Origin of the sequence: Streptomyces sp. SS1-1 (assembly GCF_008973465.1) — a bacterium.
In the GTDB taxonomy this organism is placed as follows: Bacteria; Actinomycetota; Actinomycetes; order Streptomycetales; family Streptomycetaceae; genus Streptomyces.
Window position 1 is genome coordinate 2,244,872 of record NZ_WBXN01000004.1, and the last position, 16,092, is coordinate 2,260,963.

12 protein-coding genes are annotated in these 16,092 nt (G+C 71.0%); 5 read left to right on the top strand and 7 right to left on the bottom strand.

Annotated elements, in window-relative coordinates; all coding sequences use genetic code 11:
- Positions 1-2: 2 nt before the first annotated feature.
- On the bottom strand, positions 3-1,667 hold the full coding sequence (locus tag F8R89_RS11430; protein WP_151783881.1) for a SulP family inorganic anion transporter: 1,665 nt from the start codon (positions 1,665-1,667) through the stop codon (positions 3-5).
- Positions 1,664-2,272 (bottom strand): carbonic anhydrase, encoded by a 609-nt coding sequence (locus F8R89_RS11435; protein WP_151783882.1) that lies wholly within the window; start codon positions 2,270-2,272, stop codon positions 1,664-1,666. Before F8R89_RS11435 ends, F8R89_RS11430 begins: the two co-directional genes overlap by 4 nt.
- A 219-nt stretch (positions 2,273-2,491) precedes the next feature.
- Here F8R89_RS11435 and F8R89_RS11440 point away from each other — a divergent pair, with 219 nt between their 5' ends.
- On the top strand, positions 2,492-3,295 hold the full coding sequence (locus F8R89_RS11440; protein ID WP_192806356.1) for a response regulator transcription factor: 804 nt from the start codon (positions 2,492-2,494) through the stop codon (positions 3,293-3,295).
- A 43-nt stretch (positions 3,296-3,338) separates the two neighbouring features.
- Here F8R89_RS11440 and F8R89_RS11445 read toward each other — a convergent pair whose 3' ends face one another.
- Together F8R89_RS11445 and F8R89_RS11450 are read right to left on the bottom strand one after the other, a co-directional pair.
- Positions 3,339-3,824 carry a hypothetical protein gene (locus F8R89_RS11445; protein ID WP_151783883.1) on the bottom strand — a complete coding sequence of 162 codons (486 nt, stop codon included), beginning with the start codon at positions 3,822-3,824 and terminating at the stop codon, positions 3,339-3,341.
- A 115-nt stretch (positions 3,825-3,939) separates the two neighbouring features.
- Positions 3,940-4,392, bottom strand: coding sequence for an ATP-binding protein (locus F8R89_RS11450; RefSeq protein ID WP_151783884.1), 453 nt, complete (start codon positions 4,390-4,392; stop codon positions 3,940-3,942).
- 240 nt (positions 4,393-4,632) lie between these two features.
- Between F8R89_RS11450 and F8R89_RS11455 the strand changes: the two genes are divergently transcribed.
- Complete coding sequence (locus F8R89_RS11455) at positions 4,633-5,433, top strand: GntR family transcriptional regulator (RefSeq protein WP_151783885.1); 801 nt, start codon at positions 4,633-4,635, stop codon at positions 5,431-5,433.
- A gap of 133 nt (positions 5,434-5,566) precedes the next feature.
- On the opposite strand, the gene F8R89_RS11460 is transcribed toward F8R89_RS11455, so the two are convergent.
- From F8R89_RS11460 to F8R89_RS11470, 3 genes are all read right to left on the bottom strand, one after another.
- A complete protein-coding gene (locus tag F8R89_RS11460) occupies positions 5,567-5,962 on the bottom strand; it encodes a hypothetical protein (RefSeq protein ID WP_225994367.1) in 396 nt (131 codons plus the stop codon).
- Between the two features lie 332 nt (positions 5,963-6,294).
- Positions 6,295-9,015, bottom strand: a complete 2,721-nt coding sequence (gene ppdK, locus F8R89_RS11465; RefSeq protein ID WP_151783886.1) for a pyruvate, phosphate dikinase — start codon at positions 9,013-9,015, stop codon at positions 6,295-6,297.
- 406 nt (positions 9,016-9,421) lie between these two features.
- Positions 9,422-10,618 (bottom strand): ROK family transcriptional regulator, encoded by a 1,197-nt coding sequence (locus F8R89_RS11470; protein WP_151783887.1) that lies wholly within the window; start codon positions 10,616-10,618, stop codon positions 9,422-9,424.
- Between the two features lie 121 nt (positions 10,619-10,739).
- Here F8R89_RS11470 and F8R89_RS11475 point away from each other — a divergent pair, with 121 nt between their 5' ends.
- From F8R89_RS11475 to F8R89_RS11485, 3 genes are all read left to right on the top strand, one after another.
- Positions 10,740-12,191 (top strand): MGH1-like glycoside hydrolase domain-containing protein, encoded by a 1,452-nt coding sequence (locus F8R89_RS11475; RefSeq protein WP_225994368.1) that lies wholly within the window; start codon positions 10,740-10,742, stop codon positions 12,189-12,191.
- Positions 12,188-14,128 (top strand): glycogen debranching N-terminal domain-containing protein, encoded by a 1,941-nt coding sequence (locus F8R89_RS11480; protein WP_151783888.1) that lies wholly within the window; start codon positions 12,188-12,190, stop codon positions 14,126-14,128. Before F8R89_RS11475 ends, F8R89_RS11480 begins: the two co-directional genes overlap by 4 nt.
- A 155-nt stretch (positions 14,129-14,283) precedes the next feature.
- Positions 14,284-16,086 carry a CDP-alcohol phosphatidyltransferase gene (locus F8R89_RS11485; RefSeq protein WP_413251249.1) on the top strand — a complete coding sequence of 601 codons (1,803 nt, stop codon included), beginning with the start codon at positions 14,284-14,286 and terminating at the stop codon, positions 16,084-16,086.
- The last annotated feature ends 6 nt before the right edge of the window (positions 16,087-16,092 follow it).

Sequence of the window (16,092 nt, forward strand, 5' to 3'; positions counted from 1 at the left end):
CCCTAACGTGACGTGACCGGACGGTAGCTCTCCGCATGGACGATGTCGTCCACGGACAGCGGTTCCGGGTCCGGGTCCAGGTAGAACCACTCGGCGTCCGGGCCGGGCGCCGCCGGGGCCTTGGCGGGCGCCTCCGTCCTGGCGGGGCCCGGCATCAGCAGCTCCACCCGGAGGCCGGCGGCCCGCTGCTGTGCCGTGAACTCCTCGACCTGGTTGCGGCAGGCGTGGTCCAGATGGGTCACCCCGGTCAGGTCGAGGCGGATACGGGGCTTGCCGGAGGAGGCGGCCGCCTCCAGGGCCTCGATGACCTCGGGCAGCCGCAGGAAGGTCGCGTTGCCGGCCATGACGACCTTCGCGGTGTCCTCCTCGACGTGCTGCCGGATCACCGTCCGCGACATGCGCAGCGCGGCCAGCACGACCCCCGCCGCGAGCCCCACGAGCACGCCTTCGAGCAAAGCCGTCGCCACGATGACCACGGTCGTCACCGTCATGACGACGAACTCGCCCCGGTCCTGCCGCCACATCCTGGGGAACTCCGCCGGCGCGAACAGCTTCCAGCCGCTGTGCACGAGGACGCCCGCGAGCACCGAGATCGGGATGAGCGCCAGCACCTGCGGCAGCAGCAGCGCGAAGGCCAGCAGCCACAGGCCGTGCAGGGTGCGGGAGAGCCGGGTCTTCGCACCGGCCTGGACGTTGGCGGAGCTGCGGGCGACGACCGCCGTGATCGGCAGGGCCCCGAGCAGTCCGGCGAGCGTGTTGCCGGCGCCCTGGGCGATGAGCTCGGTGTTGTAGCGGGTGCGCGGGCCGCTGTGCATCCGGTCCACCGCGGCCGCCGTGAACAGGCTCTCGGCGGAGGCGATGACCGTGAACGTGACGACGGAGGTCAGGACCGCCACGTCGGCGAGCCCCGCGAAGTCCCCGGGCCCCGGCATCCGTACCGAGCCGAGCAGGTTGCCCACCTGAAGGGTCTTCACCTCCACGCCGGGCAGCGCGGCGACCGCGATACCGACACCGACGGCGACCAGCGCGGCGGGCATCTTGCCGGCCGCCCCGGGGACCTTCTTCCACAGGAAGCTGAGCACGATGGTCGCGATGCCGAGCAGTGTGGCGATCACGGCCTGCGGATCGGCCAGAACGGCGGCGATCAGGTCCGGGACGCCCGCCATGTTGTCGAGGGGGGCGCCGGGCGCCTTGGCGTCGGCCATCGGATAGAGCTGGCTGAACATCAGCGGCAGCCCGATGCCGGCCAGCATCCCCTGTACGACGGCCAGCGAGATCGCCTGGAACATCCGGCCGAGCCGGACGACGCCGAGGACGATCTGCAGGACGCCGGAGCACAGGACGATCACCCCGAGCAGGGCCAGGCCGTGCTCGGCCACCGTCTCGGCGACGAGCGCGGCGAGCCCGGCGGCCGGGCCGCTGACCTGGAGGGTGCTGCCCCGGATCGCGCCGACGACCAGGCCGCCGACGACACCGGAGATGATGCCGAGTTCGGCGGGGACACCGGAGGCGACGGCGACGCCGATGCACAGCGGCAGGGCGACGAGGAAGACGACGAAGGAGGCGGTGATCTCGTTGACGAGGTCGGGCCGGTCCGCCGCCGGGGTCCGGGTCTGGGCGGGGGCCTGCCGGCTCCGGGTCCGGCCGCGTGCGTGCGCCCCGCTCATGCGGCATGCACCCGGAACCGGCCGTCGCCCTCCAGCTCGTGCACCTGACCGGTGTCGACCTCGTAGTACCAGCCGTGCAGCCGCAGCCGCCCGGCCTCCATGCGCTGCCGCACCACCGGGTACGACCGCAGGACGCCGAGCTGGTTGACGACGTTGCCCTGCGACACGTCGGGCAGCGACGGGTCGTCGTCGGAGGCGGAGGCGAGGACCGGCGTCAGCTCGGGGCGCGCCAGCTCCAGCCAGGCGTCCACGCCGGGGAGCCGGGACAGATCGTCGCCGGACTTCAGGGCGCCCATCGCCCCGCAGTGTGAGTGACCGCACACGACGACGTCCTGAACTCCGAGCACCTCCAGCGCGTACTCGATGGTGGCCGCCTCCCCGGACGGACCGGGGCAGCCGTACGGCGGCACGATGTTCCCCGCGTTACGCAGCTCGAATATCTCGCCGGGCCGGGCGCCGGTAATCAGCGCCGGTATGACCCGGGAATCCGAGCAGGTGATGAAGAGCGCCTCGGGATATTGCCCTTCGGCCAGCTTCCGGTATTCGCCGCTTTCGAAATCGACCCAGCGCCTGAACGAGCGCGCACGATCCAGCAGTGCCTTCAACGCAGCCTCCTAGGGGGGAAGTTCGGCCTGTTCACAGCACCGTAGGGGAGGCTGCCCCAGAGGAAGGTTAAGAGAAAGACAATACGCGTCCAGCCCTTGACCACAATCTCCCGCAACTCCCTGTGCAGGATCAGTTCTTGTAACGTGTCGAGCCCAGGGCAGGAATTGCTGCGGAATCCACGGAGAGCAGAACGCATGGGCATGGACACAGGCATGGGTATGGGCATACGAGTGCTGCTCATCGAGGACGACAGGACGATCGCGGAACCTCTGATGGAGGGGCTGCGGCACTACGGGCTGACGGTGGATCACGTGACCACCGGGGCGCAGGGCCTGCGCAGCGCGTACGGCGACGTCGTCCTGCTCGACCTCGGCCTGCCGGACATGGACGGCATCGACGTGTGCCGGGGCATTCGCCAGGTCTCGGACGTGCCGGTGATCATCCTGAGCGCGCGGGACGAGGAGGCCGACCGGGTACTGGGCCTGGAGCTGGGCGCCGACGACTACTTGGCGAAACCGTTCAGCGTACGGGAGCTGGTGGCCCGCGTACGGGCGGTCACCCGGCGCACGCGACGCACGGCCCCGTCACCCCCGGACGAGGCCCGGCCCCCGCGGGCGGCGTCGGACCGGGAACGCATACAGACACTGATGAACCGCCTGCGCACGGAGACGACCGCGCCACCACACGAGGAGGCCACGCCTCACACGGCACCCGGCCCCCTGGTCGTGGACCGCCGCACCCGGCAGGTGTGGGTCGGCGACATCCCGGTCACCCTCACCCCGAAGGAGTTCGAACTGCTGGCACTGCTCAGCGAGGACCCGGGGGCGGTGTACTCGCGGCAACAGATCCTGGACCGCGTCTGGGACCCGCACTACGAGGGCCCCACCAAGACGCTGGACGTCCACATCGCTTCCTTGCGCCGAAAGTTGGGCGACCCGGCATGGATCCAGACACTGCGCGGAGTCGGCTTCCGCCTGGCGGTGCGACCGGGACCCGGCGGCCGGCGAGTACCGTCCCCATGACCCACCGACTGCTGTCCCCTCCTGGGAACCACCGGCGTGAGCCCTACACACCCCACCGCTTGAGAACGTCCACCGCTCGCGCCACCCCCGGCCACACCTGAAGCCGCACTCTCTCCACGGTCTCGGGACTGGCGTCCGACTCGACGTCGGCCTCGATCGCCCGCGCCAGATTGCTCCGGGACACCCGAACCCGATGCCGACCGGGGGCGACCGAGAACGTGGCCGCGTCCGGGCCGTAGTCCGTACACCCCATGACGACGAGCCGCCCCGACGCCACACGGAGACTGCCCTCGACGACATGATCGAACTCTTCGCGGTCATCACGAGGTTCGCCTTCAAGAAGCTCGACTGTGACGGCCACGTGGACATTGACGGCGGTACCGACGCCCAACGCGTCCTCGACCACCGCGAGATGATCGGCGACGGCCTCCGCGGTCCACGCCTCACTCAGATCACCGTCGCCTTCGGCATCGGCGACGTGAATCTGAAAGTAGTCGGCGAAGAGCCTGAGCTCGGTGACGGAGATCATGCGTGCAGACTGCCACGCCCCACTGACAACGCCAGATGTCGTCACCTGTGGCTGGCTACGGCGGTTCGCACACCGCCGAAGGCACCAGCGCAAAGGCCCCGGATGCGGCTCTCCGTCATCGTGCGCGACGGCATGAAGGCCAGGCGTCAGCCAACTCGAAGGAGACCACCGTTCCGCCGAAGCGGCTTGGCCCGGAGTACCAGGAAGCGGCGATGGAGTCGACCAGGAGCAGCCCACGGCCGTGAGCGTCGTCGGCGTCCGGTCGCCTGAGGCGCACGCTCGCAGGGAATCCCGGGTTGTGCACCTCCACGTGCAGTGACGACCCCTTCCGTAACCACTCGACCCGAACAACCCGCTCCTCGTCGGACCGTCCGTAGAGGATCGCGTTGGTCACCAGCTCCGAGATCAGCAGAACGCAGTCATCCACCGAACAGGCGGGCTCGTACGGGGCGATGAGCTTCCGGAACCAGCGTCGAGCCTGAGAGACGGACTCGGGCGCCGGGTCCAGGGCCATCGCCCCGAGTCTCGGCGATGCGCCACAGGGGTCACGGTCGATCACAAACGCCATCAGCGCTTTCTCCTCGCTACAGGCAGGGAGCCGCCGCAGACCGCATGAGGGCACCCCACGCCTCAGACAGAGGCCAGTCGGGTTGACCTCTCTAGACATCTGGACCATCCCGCCACCTCTCTAGAGATGTCAAGGAAAACGTCCAGGGGGTGCCGGAATGAGCGACGGGACGGCTACGCGCAGCAAGCCCGCACCTGACCTATGGCCTAAGGCGTCTAGAGAAGCGAGGAGGGTTCCGGGATGGCTGCTACCGACGACCGTCGGCCCAAGTACCAGCGGATCGCAGACACTTTGCGCGAGGCGATCCGGTCGGGCGAGTACGGTCCCGGTGATCGGCTCCCGGGAGAGAACGACCTCATGGCCACGCACGGCGTGGCCCGCATGACAGCCCGGCAGGCACTCGGCGTCCTACGGGACGAGGGCATCGCCGAGGCCCGGAAGGGAGCCGGCGTGTTCGTCCGGGCCTTCCGCCCGCTCCGCCGACGCGGCATCCAGCGACTGGCCCGTGACCAGTGGGGCAACGGCCGCTCGATCTGGTCAGTGGACGCCGAGTCCAGGGTGCTGGAAGTCGATCACATCTCCGTGTCCGAAGAGATGGCTCCCGCCCACATCAGTGCGGTGCTGGATCTGGCCGCCGAAGACGTCGTGTGCGTGAGGCGCCGGCGCTTCGTCGTGGACGACAAGCCGGTCCTGCTCGCAACGAGCTACCTCCCCCTGTCCCTGGTGGCCGGGTCCGCCATCACCGAGGAGGACACCGGGCCGGGCGGCACCTACGCCAGACTCGCCGAACTCGGCCAGGAGCCGGTGCACTTCCGCGAGGAGATCCGCTCACGCATGCCGTCGCCGGACGAACTGACTCAACTGGCCCTGACCCCGGGCACCCCGGTCATCCTCATCTGCCGCACCGCGTTCACCGGCGAAGGCCGCCCCGTCGAGGTCAACGAGATGACTCTGGACGCCTCGTCCTACGTTTTGGAATACGACTTCGCCGCAGACGCTGACCTCACGAACACCGACACAGCACCTGGCGACCCGGCCTGATTCAGACCTACCGTAGTTCCCGAGGGGATCTTGTCGCCTGGCGTGTACTCGCCTGACGCCAGGTCAAAGACTGACGGACCGGTCACCGTGGCAGCGATCCGCTCATGGCTGCGTCCGGAGTGAAGTGCCCCGTTCAGAGATCCTCGGCACCCGGGTAGTGGTGGCGAAGTTCGTTGAGTACGCGCTCGTCAACAGCCTTGATGTCCCAGGAGGAACTGTCGCATTCGGTCAGGACGAGCACCAGCCTCTCCTCGGCGAATCCACGTGCTTCGGCGTCGATCAACTGAAGGAAGGGGGTCGTCAGCGACAACAAGGTCAACGTGTCCATGCCGGCGTCGGCGGACCGTCTCTCCATCTCGACACAGCGAGGATCGACGATCTCGTCGAACTCGACGCGCCAGGTCAGGCCCAGGCCGAAGCTGCCGAGGCGAACGAGTAGCTCAGCCAGCGTCACGTAGTGCTTTCCGTGCCAGGCAGGAAACGTGATCCCCTTCATCCCCGCCTCTGCTTCAGCTGTATCGCGCGTCATGCGGCCCCTCCGTTCAGCGAACAGTAGGCCACGTCCCCGTTCAGCTCATACGACCCATCGGACAGGCCCAACTTCAACGGTGCCCAAGGGCACAACAAGGGCACCGCACTCTCGCACGGGTTCAACGGCAGCCAATGCCACCGAACCTCGTATGACCTGACTAGCGACGCGCCTTTGCGGTTTCGCAGTTGACGCACGAAAGGGCGGCACCCCCGCACGGGTGCCGCCCTTCTTCGTGCTCCGGAGTCGCCGCCCATCGGTGTTGAGGGTCGGGGACGGACGGCGACTCCGGGTTCGGGGGTGGGGCAGCGGCCGGCGCCGGCCCACTGGGGTCAGCGGTGGTCGCTGCCCTCCGACTGCGTCGCCGCGCGGCCGGCCTCGAGGCGGGCCACCGGGATGCGGAACGGGGAGCAGGAGACGTAGTCCAGGCCGACCTCGTGGAAGAAGTGGACGGACTCCGGGTCGCCGCCGTGCTCGCCGCAGACGCCGAGCTTCAGGTCGGGGCGGGTGGCGCGGCCGGCCTTCGCGGCGGCGGCGACCAGGGAGCCGACGCCGTCCTTGTCGATCGTCTCGAAGGGGCTGACGCCGAAGATGCCCTTCTCCAGGTAGGCCGTGAAGAAGGAGGCCTCCACGTCGTCGCGGCTGAAGCCCCACACCGTCTGGGTGAGGTCGTTCGTGCCGAAGGAGAAGAACTCCGCCGCCTCGGCGATCTGGCCCGCCGTCAGCGCGGCGCGCGGCAGCTCGATCATCGTGCCGATCGACAGCTTCAGCTTGGTGCCGGTCGCCGCCTCGACCTCCGCGATGACCGCGTCGGCCTCCTCGCGGACGATCTCCAGCTCCTGGACCGTGCCGACGAGCGGGATCATGATCTCGGCGCGCGGGTCGCCCTTGGCGTTCTTGCGCTCGGCGGCCGCCTCCGCGATCGCCCGGACCTGCATGGTGAACAGTCCGGGGATGACCAGGCCGAGGCGTACGCCGCGCAGGCCCAGCATCGGGTTCTGCTCGTGCAGGCGGTGCACGGCCTGGAGCAGGCGCAGTTCGTTCTCGTGGGGCTCCTGGCGGGACTCCGCCAGGGCCACGCGGACCGACAGCTCGGTGATGTCCGGCAGGAACTCGTGCAGCGGCGGGTCCAGGAGGCGGACCGTCACCGGGAGGCCGTCCATCGCCGAGAAGAGTTCGACGAAGTCCTTCTTCTGCAGCGGCAGCAGTTCCGCGAGGGCCGCCTCGCGGTCCTCCTGCGTGTCCGCGAGGATCAGGCGTTCGACCAGCTCACGGCGGTCGCCGAGGAACATGTGCTCGGTGCGGCACAGGCCGATGCCCTGGGCGCCGAACCGGCGGGCGCGCAGCGCGTCCTCGGCGTTGTCGGCGTTGGCGCGCACCCGCAGGCTGCGCTTGCGGTCGGCGAACGCCATGATCCGGTGCACGGCCTCGACCAGTTCGTCGGCGTCGCTGGCACCCGCGTGCATCCGGCCCTCGAAGTACTCGACGACCGGGGACGGGACGACCGGGACCTCGCCCAGGTAGACCTTGCCGCTGGAGCCGTCGATGGAGATCACGTCGCCCTCCTCGACGACGTGTCCGCCGGGCACCGTCATCCGGCGGCGCTTGGTGTCGACCTCCAGCTCCTCCGCGCCGCAGACACAGGTCTTGCCCATGCCGCGCGCGACGACGGCCGCGTGGGACGTCTTGCCACCGCGGGAGGTGAGGATGCCCTCCGCCGCGATCATGCCGTCGAGGTCGTCGGGGTTCGTCTCACGGCGGACCAGGATGACCTTCTCGCCCGAACGCGACCACTTGACGGCCGTGTACGAGTCGAAGACCGCCTTGCCGACCGCCGCGCCCGGCGACGCCGCGATGCCGCGGCCGACCTGCTGGACCTTGGCCTGCTCGTCGAACTTGGGGAACATCAGCTGAGCGAGCTGGGCGCCGTTCACCCGCTGCAGAGCCTCCGTCTCGTCGATCAGGCCCTGGTCGACGAGCTGCGTGGCGATGCGGAACGCGGCTCCCGCGGTCCGCTTGCCGACGCGGGTCTGGAGCATCCACAGCTGACCGCGCTCGATCGTGAACTCGATGTCGCAGAGGTCCTTGTAGTGGTTCTCCAGCGTCTCCATGATCTGCATCAGCTGGTCGTACGACTTCTTGTCGATCGTCTCCAGCTCGGCGAGCGGCACGGTGTTGCGGATGCCCGCGACGACGTCCTCGCCCTGCGCGTTCTGGAGGTAGTCGCCGTAGACGCCCTGGTGGCCGGAGGCGGGGTCGCGGGTGAAGGCGACGCCGGTGCCGGAGTCGGGGCCGAGGTTGCCGAAGACCATCGAGCAGACGTTGACGGCGGTGCCGAGGTCGTGCGGGATGCGCTCCTGGCGGCGGTACAGCTTCGCGCGGTCGCCGTTCCACGAGTCGAAGACCGCCTTGATGGCGAGGTCCATCTGCTCGCGCGGGTCCTGCGGGAAGTCCCGGCCGGCCTCCTTCTTGACGATCTTCTTGAAGGCCGTGACCAGCTTCTTGAGGTCCGCGGCCTCCAGGTCGGTGTCGACCGTGACCTTCTTGACCTCCTTGGCCTTCTCCAGCGCCTCCTCGAAGAGGTCGCCGTCGACGCCGAGGACGGTCTTGCCGAACATCTGGATGAGCCGGCGGTAGGAGTCCCACGCGAAGCGGTCGTCGCCGGCCTGCTTGGCGAGGCCCTGCACCGACTTGTCGGAGAGACCGATGTTGAGGACGGTGTCCATCATGCCGGGCATCGAGAACTTCGCGCCGGAGCGGACCGAGACCAGCAGCGGGTCGTCGGCCTGGCCGAGCTTCTTGCCCATCTTCTGCTCGAGGGCGTCGAGGTGCGCACTCACCTCGTCACGCAGTGCCGCCGGCTCCTCGCCGCTGTCGAGGTAGACCTTGCAGGCTTTGGTGGTGATGGTGAAGCCGGGAGGTACGGGAAGTCCCAGGTTGGTCATCTCGGCGAGGTTGGCGCCCTTGCCACCCAGGAGGTCCTTGAGGTCCTTGTTTCCCTCGGTGAAGTCGTAAACGAACTTCGTTACGTGAGGATCTTTGTTTTCCGACACGGCTCGACTCCCTCGAGGACGTGGTGGCTGCCCTGACGGCGAGGAACATACCCAGATCGAAGGCGCCTGGGTACGTCCACCGACGCGTCATACGCCTGTAACCACCCGTCCGCCAGTGGATCGAAAGTCAAAGCTTGGCAAGCCAGGACGGCCTCATGTTTTCACTTCTTGAACACACCACCCTGCAGAAGCAGGCAGTACCGCTCACATGAGCGGGCTTACCGCACGTCTGAGTTCGATCGATGAACGATCAAAGGGTGGCACGGAGTGCCACCCTTTGGAGAAGTGCAGCCGCTCAAGATCCGCTCATCTGAGCGTCACCCTTATCAAGGGTGGCGAGAATCACGCTGCCACAGGGACCCGGATTTCACCATGCGGACGCCGTCGCGGGACAGAAACGCCGGCGTCACACCCCCAGCGCCACCAGCCGTTCCTCCACCCGCTCCGGCGCGTACAGATGCTCCACGACCAGCGCCCCGGCGCCCACCAGACCGGCCCGCTCCCCCAGCCGCGAGGTCACCACGTGCAGATGAGCGGTGGAGCGCGGCAGCGCCCGCTGGTACAGCAGCTCCCGCACCCCCGTGAGGAACGCCGTCCCGGCCAGATCCCCGGCGACCATCAGCACCCCGGGGTTCAGCAGCGTCACCACGGTCGCCAGGACGTCCCCGACCTGCCGTCCGGCCTCCCGGGCCAGCGCGGACGCCGCCGGGTGCCCGGACGCGAGCAGATCCCGTACGTCCGAGCCGGAGGCGGCCGGCACCCCGTCCTCGGCGAGCCGCCGGGCCACGGCGCCGCCGCTCGCGACGGCGGCGAGACAGCCGTACGAACCGCACCGGCAGCGCGCCTCCGCACCGATCCGGATGTGCCCGATGTCGCCGGCGCCCCCGTCGACGCCCCGGAAGAGCGAGCCGTCCACGACGACCCCGGCGCCGATACCGGTGGAGACCTTGACCAGCACGAACGCGGAGCAGTCCGGGAAGTGGGTGCGCTGTTCGCCGTACGCCATGAGGTTGGCGTCGTTGTCGACCAGGACCGGGACCCGCGGGGCGCCCGTGGCCTCGATGAAGGCTCTGGCCAGCCGCCCTCTTATGTCGTAGCCGTCCCAGCCCGGCATGATCGGCGGCTGGACGACGCGTCCGGAGTCGGTGTCGACGGGTCCGGGGACCGCGAGCCCGATGCCGCAGACCTCCTCGGCGCGGTGTCCGGACTTCTCCAGCAGCTCGCCGAACCAGCGGCCGAGGTCGCCCAGCACCGCGTCCGGCCCGTCCTCGACGACCAGGGTGCCGCTGTGCTCGGCGAGGATCTCGCCGGTCAGCGTCAGGACGGCGGCGCGCGCGTGCCGCGTCTCCAGGTCGGCGGCGAGGACGACGGCGTGGGAGTCGTCGAACTCCAGGGTGATGGAGGGGCGTCCGCCGAGCGGCGAGTCCACCGGTCCCCCGGCGCCCTCGCGCAGCCAGCCCGCCCGGAACAGCCGGTCCAGGCGCTGTCCGACGGTGGCCCGGGACAGCCCGGTGGCCTGCTGGAGCGCACCGCGTGTGACGGCCCGTCCGCTCCGCACCAGCTGGAGCAGTTCCCCGGCGCTGACCTGACCCCGTGCGCTCATGCACACCCCCTTGTGTTTCTCAAGCTTGCATTACATATTGAGTTTTGCGTGTTAAATAGACGTAACTCTACGGTGGCCCTGACCGAACCCGGTCGGCCGGATGTCTTTCGGGGAGTCCCGAGTGGATCGCACCGCCCAACTCACGGCGCTTCGCACGGCAGCTGACATCGCATACGATCCACCCCCGGACCCGGCCGGGACGCACGTCAGGGCGGCCCGCGTGCTGGCGGAGAACTGGACCGGCGGCTCCACGGTGCCCGCCCGCAGTCTGTATCCCCACCAGTGGTCCTGGGACTCGGCGTTCATCGCGATCGGCCTGCGGCACGTCTCGCCGTTACGGGCGCAGACCGAGCTGGAGACGCTGCTCGGCGCCCAGTGGGGCGACGGGCGGATCCCGCACATCGTGTTCAACCCCTCCGTCCCGCTCGACGCGTACTTCCCGAGCCCCGACTTCTGGCGCTCCTCCACCGCGGGGCGCGCGGCGGGCGCCCCGCGCACCGTACAGACCTCCGGCATCGTGCAACCACCGGTGCACGCCCTGGCGGCCTGGCTGGTGCACCGCGCGGACCCCGGGCTGTCGCGGGCGCGCGGCTTCCTCACCCGGGTGTATCCCCGGCTGGCCGCCTGGCACCGCTATCTGCTGCACCGCCGCGACCTGGGCGGCGGCGGTCTGGCGTCGGTCGTGCACCCCTGGGAGCAGGGCATGGACAACAGCCCGGCCTGGGACGCCCCGCTCTCCCGGGTCACCCCGGCCCCGGCCCGTACCTTCCGCCGCGCCGACCTCGACCACGGCTCGCCCGAGGACCGTCCCACGGACCTGGACTACGGGCGGTACGTGCGGCTGGCCGCCGACTACCGGGACGGCGGATACGCCGACGGAGGCGGCGAGTTCGCCGTCGAGGACCCGGCGTTCAACGCGCTGCTGATCGCCTCCGAGCAGGCGCTCGCCCGGATCGCGCGGGAGCTCGGCGCGACCGGCACGGCCCGGTGGGCGCGCGCCGAGCGGCTCACGGCGGCGCTGATCGAGCGGACCTGGGATCCGGCGCGCGGGATGTTCCTCTGCCGGGACGTGCGCGGCGGCGGCCTGATCCCCGAGCGCTGTGTGTCGGGGCTGATCCCGCTGCTGCTGCCGACGCTGCCCCGGGACATCACGGCCCGCCTGGTGCGCACGGCCCACGGCCCGCACTTCGGCCTCGGCACGACGACCCGCCTCGCCCCGTCGTACGACCTGCTCGGCGAGGCCTTCGACCCGCACCGCTACTGGCGCGGCCCGGCCTGGTTCAACACCGGCTGGCTGCTGGAGCGGGGCCTGCGCGTGCACGGCGAGCACGAGCGGGCCCGCGCCCTGCGCACGGCCCTGCTGGACCTCGCCGCCGCCTCGGACTTCGCCGAGTACGTCGACCCGTACACCGGCGCCGCCTGCGGGGCGACCGGCTTCGGCTGGACCGCCGCGCTCACCCTCGATCTGCTGCACGACGGGGCCGACGGGGCCGGCGGTCCCGGCGCGGCCACCGCCGGGGAGTTCGAGGACGTCAGGGAACTCAAGGGAGTCAAGGGAGGGGACCGGCGATGACGGACCGGCATCATCTGCTCGTGTACGGGGGGACGTTCGCGGCCGTCGGCGACGGCGGGGACATCAGCGGGGTGCGGGGCATCGGCTCCCCGGACGGGTTGTTCGTCCGCGACGCCCGGCACCTCAGCCGCTGGCAGCTCACCGTGGACGGGGCGGTGCCCGAGGCGCTGACCCCGGTCGCCGAGGGGGACACCGCGCGCTGTGTCCTGGTCCCGCGCGGCGGGCGCTCGGAGCCGCCCGCGTACACCCTCTTCCGTGAACAGGGCGTGGGGGACGGGTCGTTCGTGGAGTGCCTGCGGGTGACCAGCAACCGGCCCGTCCCGACGACGATCCGTCTCGCGGTCACCGCCGACGCCGACTTCGCCGACCAGTTCGAACTGCGCTCCGACCACCGCACCTACGTGAAGTCCGGCGCCACCCGTTCCCGCCACGTCCTCGACCACGGCGTGGAGTTCGGCTACCGGCGCGGCACCTGGCGGTCGACGACGACCGTGACGGCCGAGCCGGAGCCGGACGCCGTCGAGGAGACCGGGACCGGCGCCCGCCGCCTGGTGTGGTCCCTGGACCTCGAACCGCACGGCACCACCGAGCTGACGCTGCGGGTGATGGCCCGCCCGCACGGGGACGCGCGGGCCTTACGCGTGCCCCGCTCCCCCGGCGCGCTCGCCGGTCAACTGCTGGCGCAGGAGAGCGAGTTCGTGGAGGGCGTCGCCTTCCCGACCGGCTGGCCCGAGCTGGCCGCCGCGTGCGCCCGGGGGCTGGCGGACCTGGCCGCGCTCCAGGTCCCGGCGACCGGCCTCGACGGGGAGGACCTGCGGGTGCCGGCGGCCGGTGCCCCCTGGTTCCTGACGATGCTGGGCCGGGACGCGCTGCTGACCTCGCTGTTCGCGCTGCCGTACCACCCGCGGCCGGCCGCCGCCGTGCTGTCCGCCCTGGCGGCGACGCAGGCGACGACGACCGACGCCGAGTCCGTCGCCCAGCCCGGCAAGATCGTGCACGAGGTGCGGCACGGCGAGCTGGCGCACTTCGGGCAGGTGCCGTACGCCCGGTACTACGGCTCGGTCGACGCCACGCCCCTCTTCCTCGTCGTCCTCGGCGCGTACGTGGAGCGGACCGGGGACACCGCCCTGGCCCGGCGCCTGGAGCCGCACGCCCGCGCGGCGGTCGGCTGGATGCTGGACCACGGAGGGCTGACCTCGCGCGGCTACCTGGTGTACCGCGCCGACCGGGGCGGCCTCGCCAACCAGAACTGGAAGGACTCCCCCGGCGCCATCTGTTCGGCGGACGGCACCCGCCCCGGCGGCCCGGTGATGGCCGCGGGCGCCCAGGGCTACGCGTACGACGCCCTGCGCCGCACGGCGGTGCTCGCGCGCACGGTGTGGGCCGACGAGACGTACGCGGCGCTGCTGGAGCAGGCGGCCGCCGATCTGCGCGACCGCTTCCAGCGGGACTTCTGGATGCGGGAGCACGACTTCCCCGCGCTGGCCCTCGACGGCGACGGCAACCGGCTCGACGCGCTGGCGTCGGACGCGGGGCATCTGCTGTGGTCGGGGCTGCTGGACAAGGAGTACGGGGAGGCGGTGGGCCGGCGGCTGCTGGAGCCGGACTTCTTCTCGGGCTGGGGCGTGCGCACGCTGGCCTCCGGTCAGGCGGCCTATCACCCCCTCTCCTACCACCGGGGTTCGGTCTGGCCGCACGACAACGCGCTGATCGCCCTGGGCCTGGCCCGCTACGGGCTGCACGACGAGGCACGCACGGTCGCGCACGGGCTCGTCGACGCGGCGACGGCGACCGGGCACCGGCTGCCGGAGGTCATCGCGGGCTACGGCCGCGACACGCATCCGGCGGGCCCGGTGCCGTACCCGCACGCGTGTCTCCGTGAATCCCGTTCGGCGGCGGCCCCGTTGGCGCTCCTGACGGCCGTCGGGGGCGCCTGACACCGGAGTTGGCCGAGTGTGTGCGCGCTGTTTGCCGGGTCCCGGCCCGGCCGCCTGAACGCACCAGGTCACCCGCCCGTACGGAACGGTGGCGGACCCGGGCCCCCACGCCGGGTCCGCCACCCCACCGGCTTTCGTACGGGAAGGACCTCCGGGTGCCTGTCTTCACACGCCTCAGCCGACGCCGCCCCGACGACGACTCCACCGGAGCGGCGGCCTCGGCGGAGAGCGAAGGCGCGGAAGGGACCGTGGGGGCTCCCGAGGAGGACCCGCCCGCCTCCGGGTCCCGTCTCGCCCGCCTCCGTGCCTGGCGCACCCGGTATCCCACGGCCGCCCGGGTCCTGAGCCTGTCGGTCACGGCGCTCGCCGCGCTGCTCGTGATCGGGGCGCTGCTCCTGCCGAACACGTTCCCCGGGCTGCGGCCGGACCGGTTCACCCGGGTCCCGGCGGAGGCGATCCTCGGTGTGGCCGTGGTGGTCGTCCTGCCGCGGCGGCCACGGCTGGTGGCGGCGGTGGTGTACGGGGTGGGGCTGGCCGTGGTGACGCTGCTGAACCTGCTCGACATGGGCTTCCACGAATACCTGGGCCGCGGCTTCAACGCCGCGCTGGACTGGAGCCTGCTGCCGGACGCCAAGTCGTACGTCGCCGACACCCTCGGCGGGGCCGTGGCGACCGGAGCGGCGGTCGGCCTCGTCGTGCTGGCGCTGCTGCTGATCGCCGTGCTGGCGGCGGCCACGGTCCGGCTGGCGAACGTGCTGGCCCGGCACCGGGTCCGGGCCGGCCGGGGCGCGCTCGCCGCCGGGGTGGTCTGGGTCGTCTGCGCCGCGCTGGGGTTGCAGCTGGCGGGGCTGCCGGTGGCGTCCGACCGCGCGGCCGGCGTCCTCAAGACGCACGCGGTGCGGACGGTGGAGTCGCTGCGGGACGAGGCCGCGTTCGCCGAGACCGCCAAGGCGGACACGTTCGGGAACACGCCGCCCGACCAGCTGCTGCGCGGTCTGCGGGGCAAGGACGTGATCTTCACGTTCATCGAGAGCTACGGCCGCAGCGCCCTGGAGGACCCGGTCATGGCGCCCGGGGTGGGCCGTACCCTCGACGCGGGCACGCAGGCGCTGGCGACGGCGGGCTATCGGGCGCGCAGCGGGTGGCTGACGTCGGCGACGTACGGCGGGAGCAGCTGGCTCGGGCACTCCACGACCATGTCGGGCCTGTGGATCGACAACCAGCGGCGCTACCGGACCGTCACCGCGGGCGACCACCTCACGCTGACCCGCGCCTTCCAGAAGAGCGGCGCCTGGGACACGGTCGGGGTGATGCCCGGGGTGCAGAAGGGCTGGCCGGAGTCGGAGTGGTACGGCCTGGACCGGGTGTACGACGCCCATCGGCTCGGGTACGAGGGGCCGAAGTTCAGCTGGTCGACGATGCCGGACCAGTACGCGCTGGAGGCGTTCCAGCGGCAGGTGCACGGGCGCCCGCACGACCGGCCGCTGATGTCGTTCGTCATCCTGACGTCCAGCCACCAGCCGTGGGCGCCGATCCCGGAGATGGTCGACTGGGACGACGTCGGCGACGGCTCGGTGTTCGGGCCGATCGAGAAGGCGGGGCGCAGGCCGTCGGACATCCTCACCGACTCGACCGCGTCCCGGAAGGAGTACGGCCGCTCGATCCAGTACTCGGTCACCAGCCTCACGCAGTGGCTGGAGCGCTACGGGACGAAGGACACCGTGCTCGTCTTCCTCGGCGACCATCAGCCGATCGCCCGGGTCAGCGGCGAGCGGGCGAGCCGTGACGTCCCGGTCACGGTGGTGGCGAAGGACCCGAAGGTGCTGGAGAAGATCGCCGATTGGCACTGGACGGAGGGCCTGAAGCCCGCGAAGGACGCCCCGGTGTGGCGGATGGACGCCTTCCGGGACCGGTTCCTGACGGCGTTCGGCTCGACCCCGCACCCGTCGAAGGGCTGACCCCGG

Bases quoted from the DNA above. Each gene is read 5' to 3' on its own strand.
- F8R89_RS11470 (WP_151783887.1), bottom strand. From the start codon at position 10,618: ATGAGCGCACGGGGTCAGGTCAGCGCCGGGGAACTGCTCCAGCTGGTG.
- F8R89_RS11450 (WP_151783884.1), bottom strand. From the start codon at position 4,392: ATGGCGTTTGTGATCGACCGTGACCCCTGTGGCGCATCGCCGAGACTC.
- F8R89_RS11480 (WP_151783888.1), top strand. From the start codon at position 12,188: ATGACGGACCGGCATCATCTGCTCGTGTACGGGGGGACGTTCGCGGCC.
- F8R89_RS11460 (WP_225994367.1), bottom strand. From the start codon at position 5,962: ATGACGCGCGATACAGCTGAAGCAGAGGCGGGGATGAAGGGGATCACG.
- F8R89_RS11440 (WP_192806356.1), top strand. From the start codon at position 2,492: ATGGGCATACGAGTGCTGCTCATCGAGGACGACAGGACGATCGCGGAA.
- F8R89_RS11430 (WP_151783881.1), bottom strand. From the start codon at position 1,667: ATGAGCGGGGCGCACGCACGCGGCCGGACCCGGAGCCGGCAGGCCCCC.
- F8R89_RS11445 (WP_151783883.1), bottom strand. From the start codon at position 3,824: ATGATCTCCGTCACCGAGCTCAGGCTCTTCGCCGACTACTTTCAGATT.
- F8R89_RS11455 (WP_151783885.1), top strand. From the start codon at position 4,633: ATGGCTGCTACCGACGACCGTCGGCCCAAGTACCAGCGGATCGCAGAC.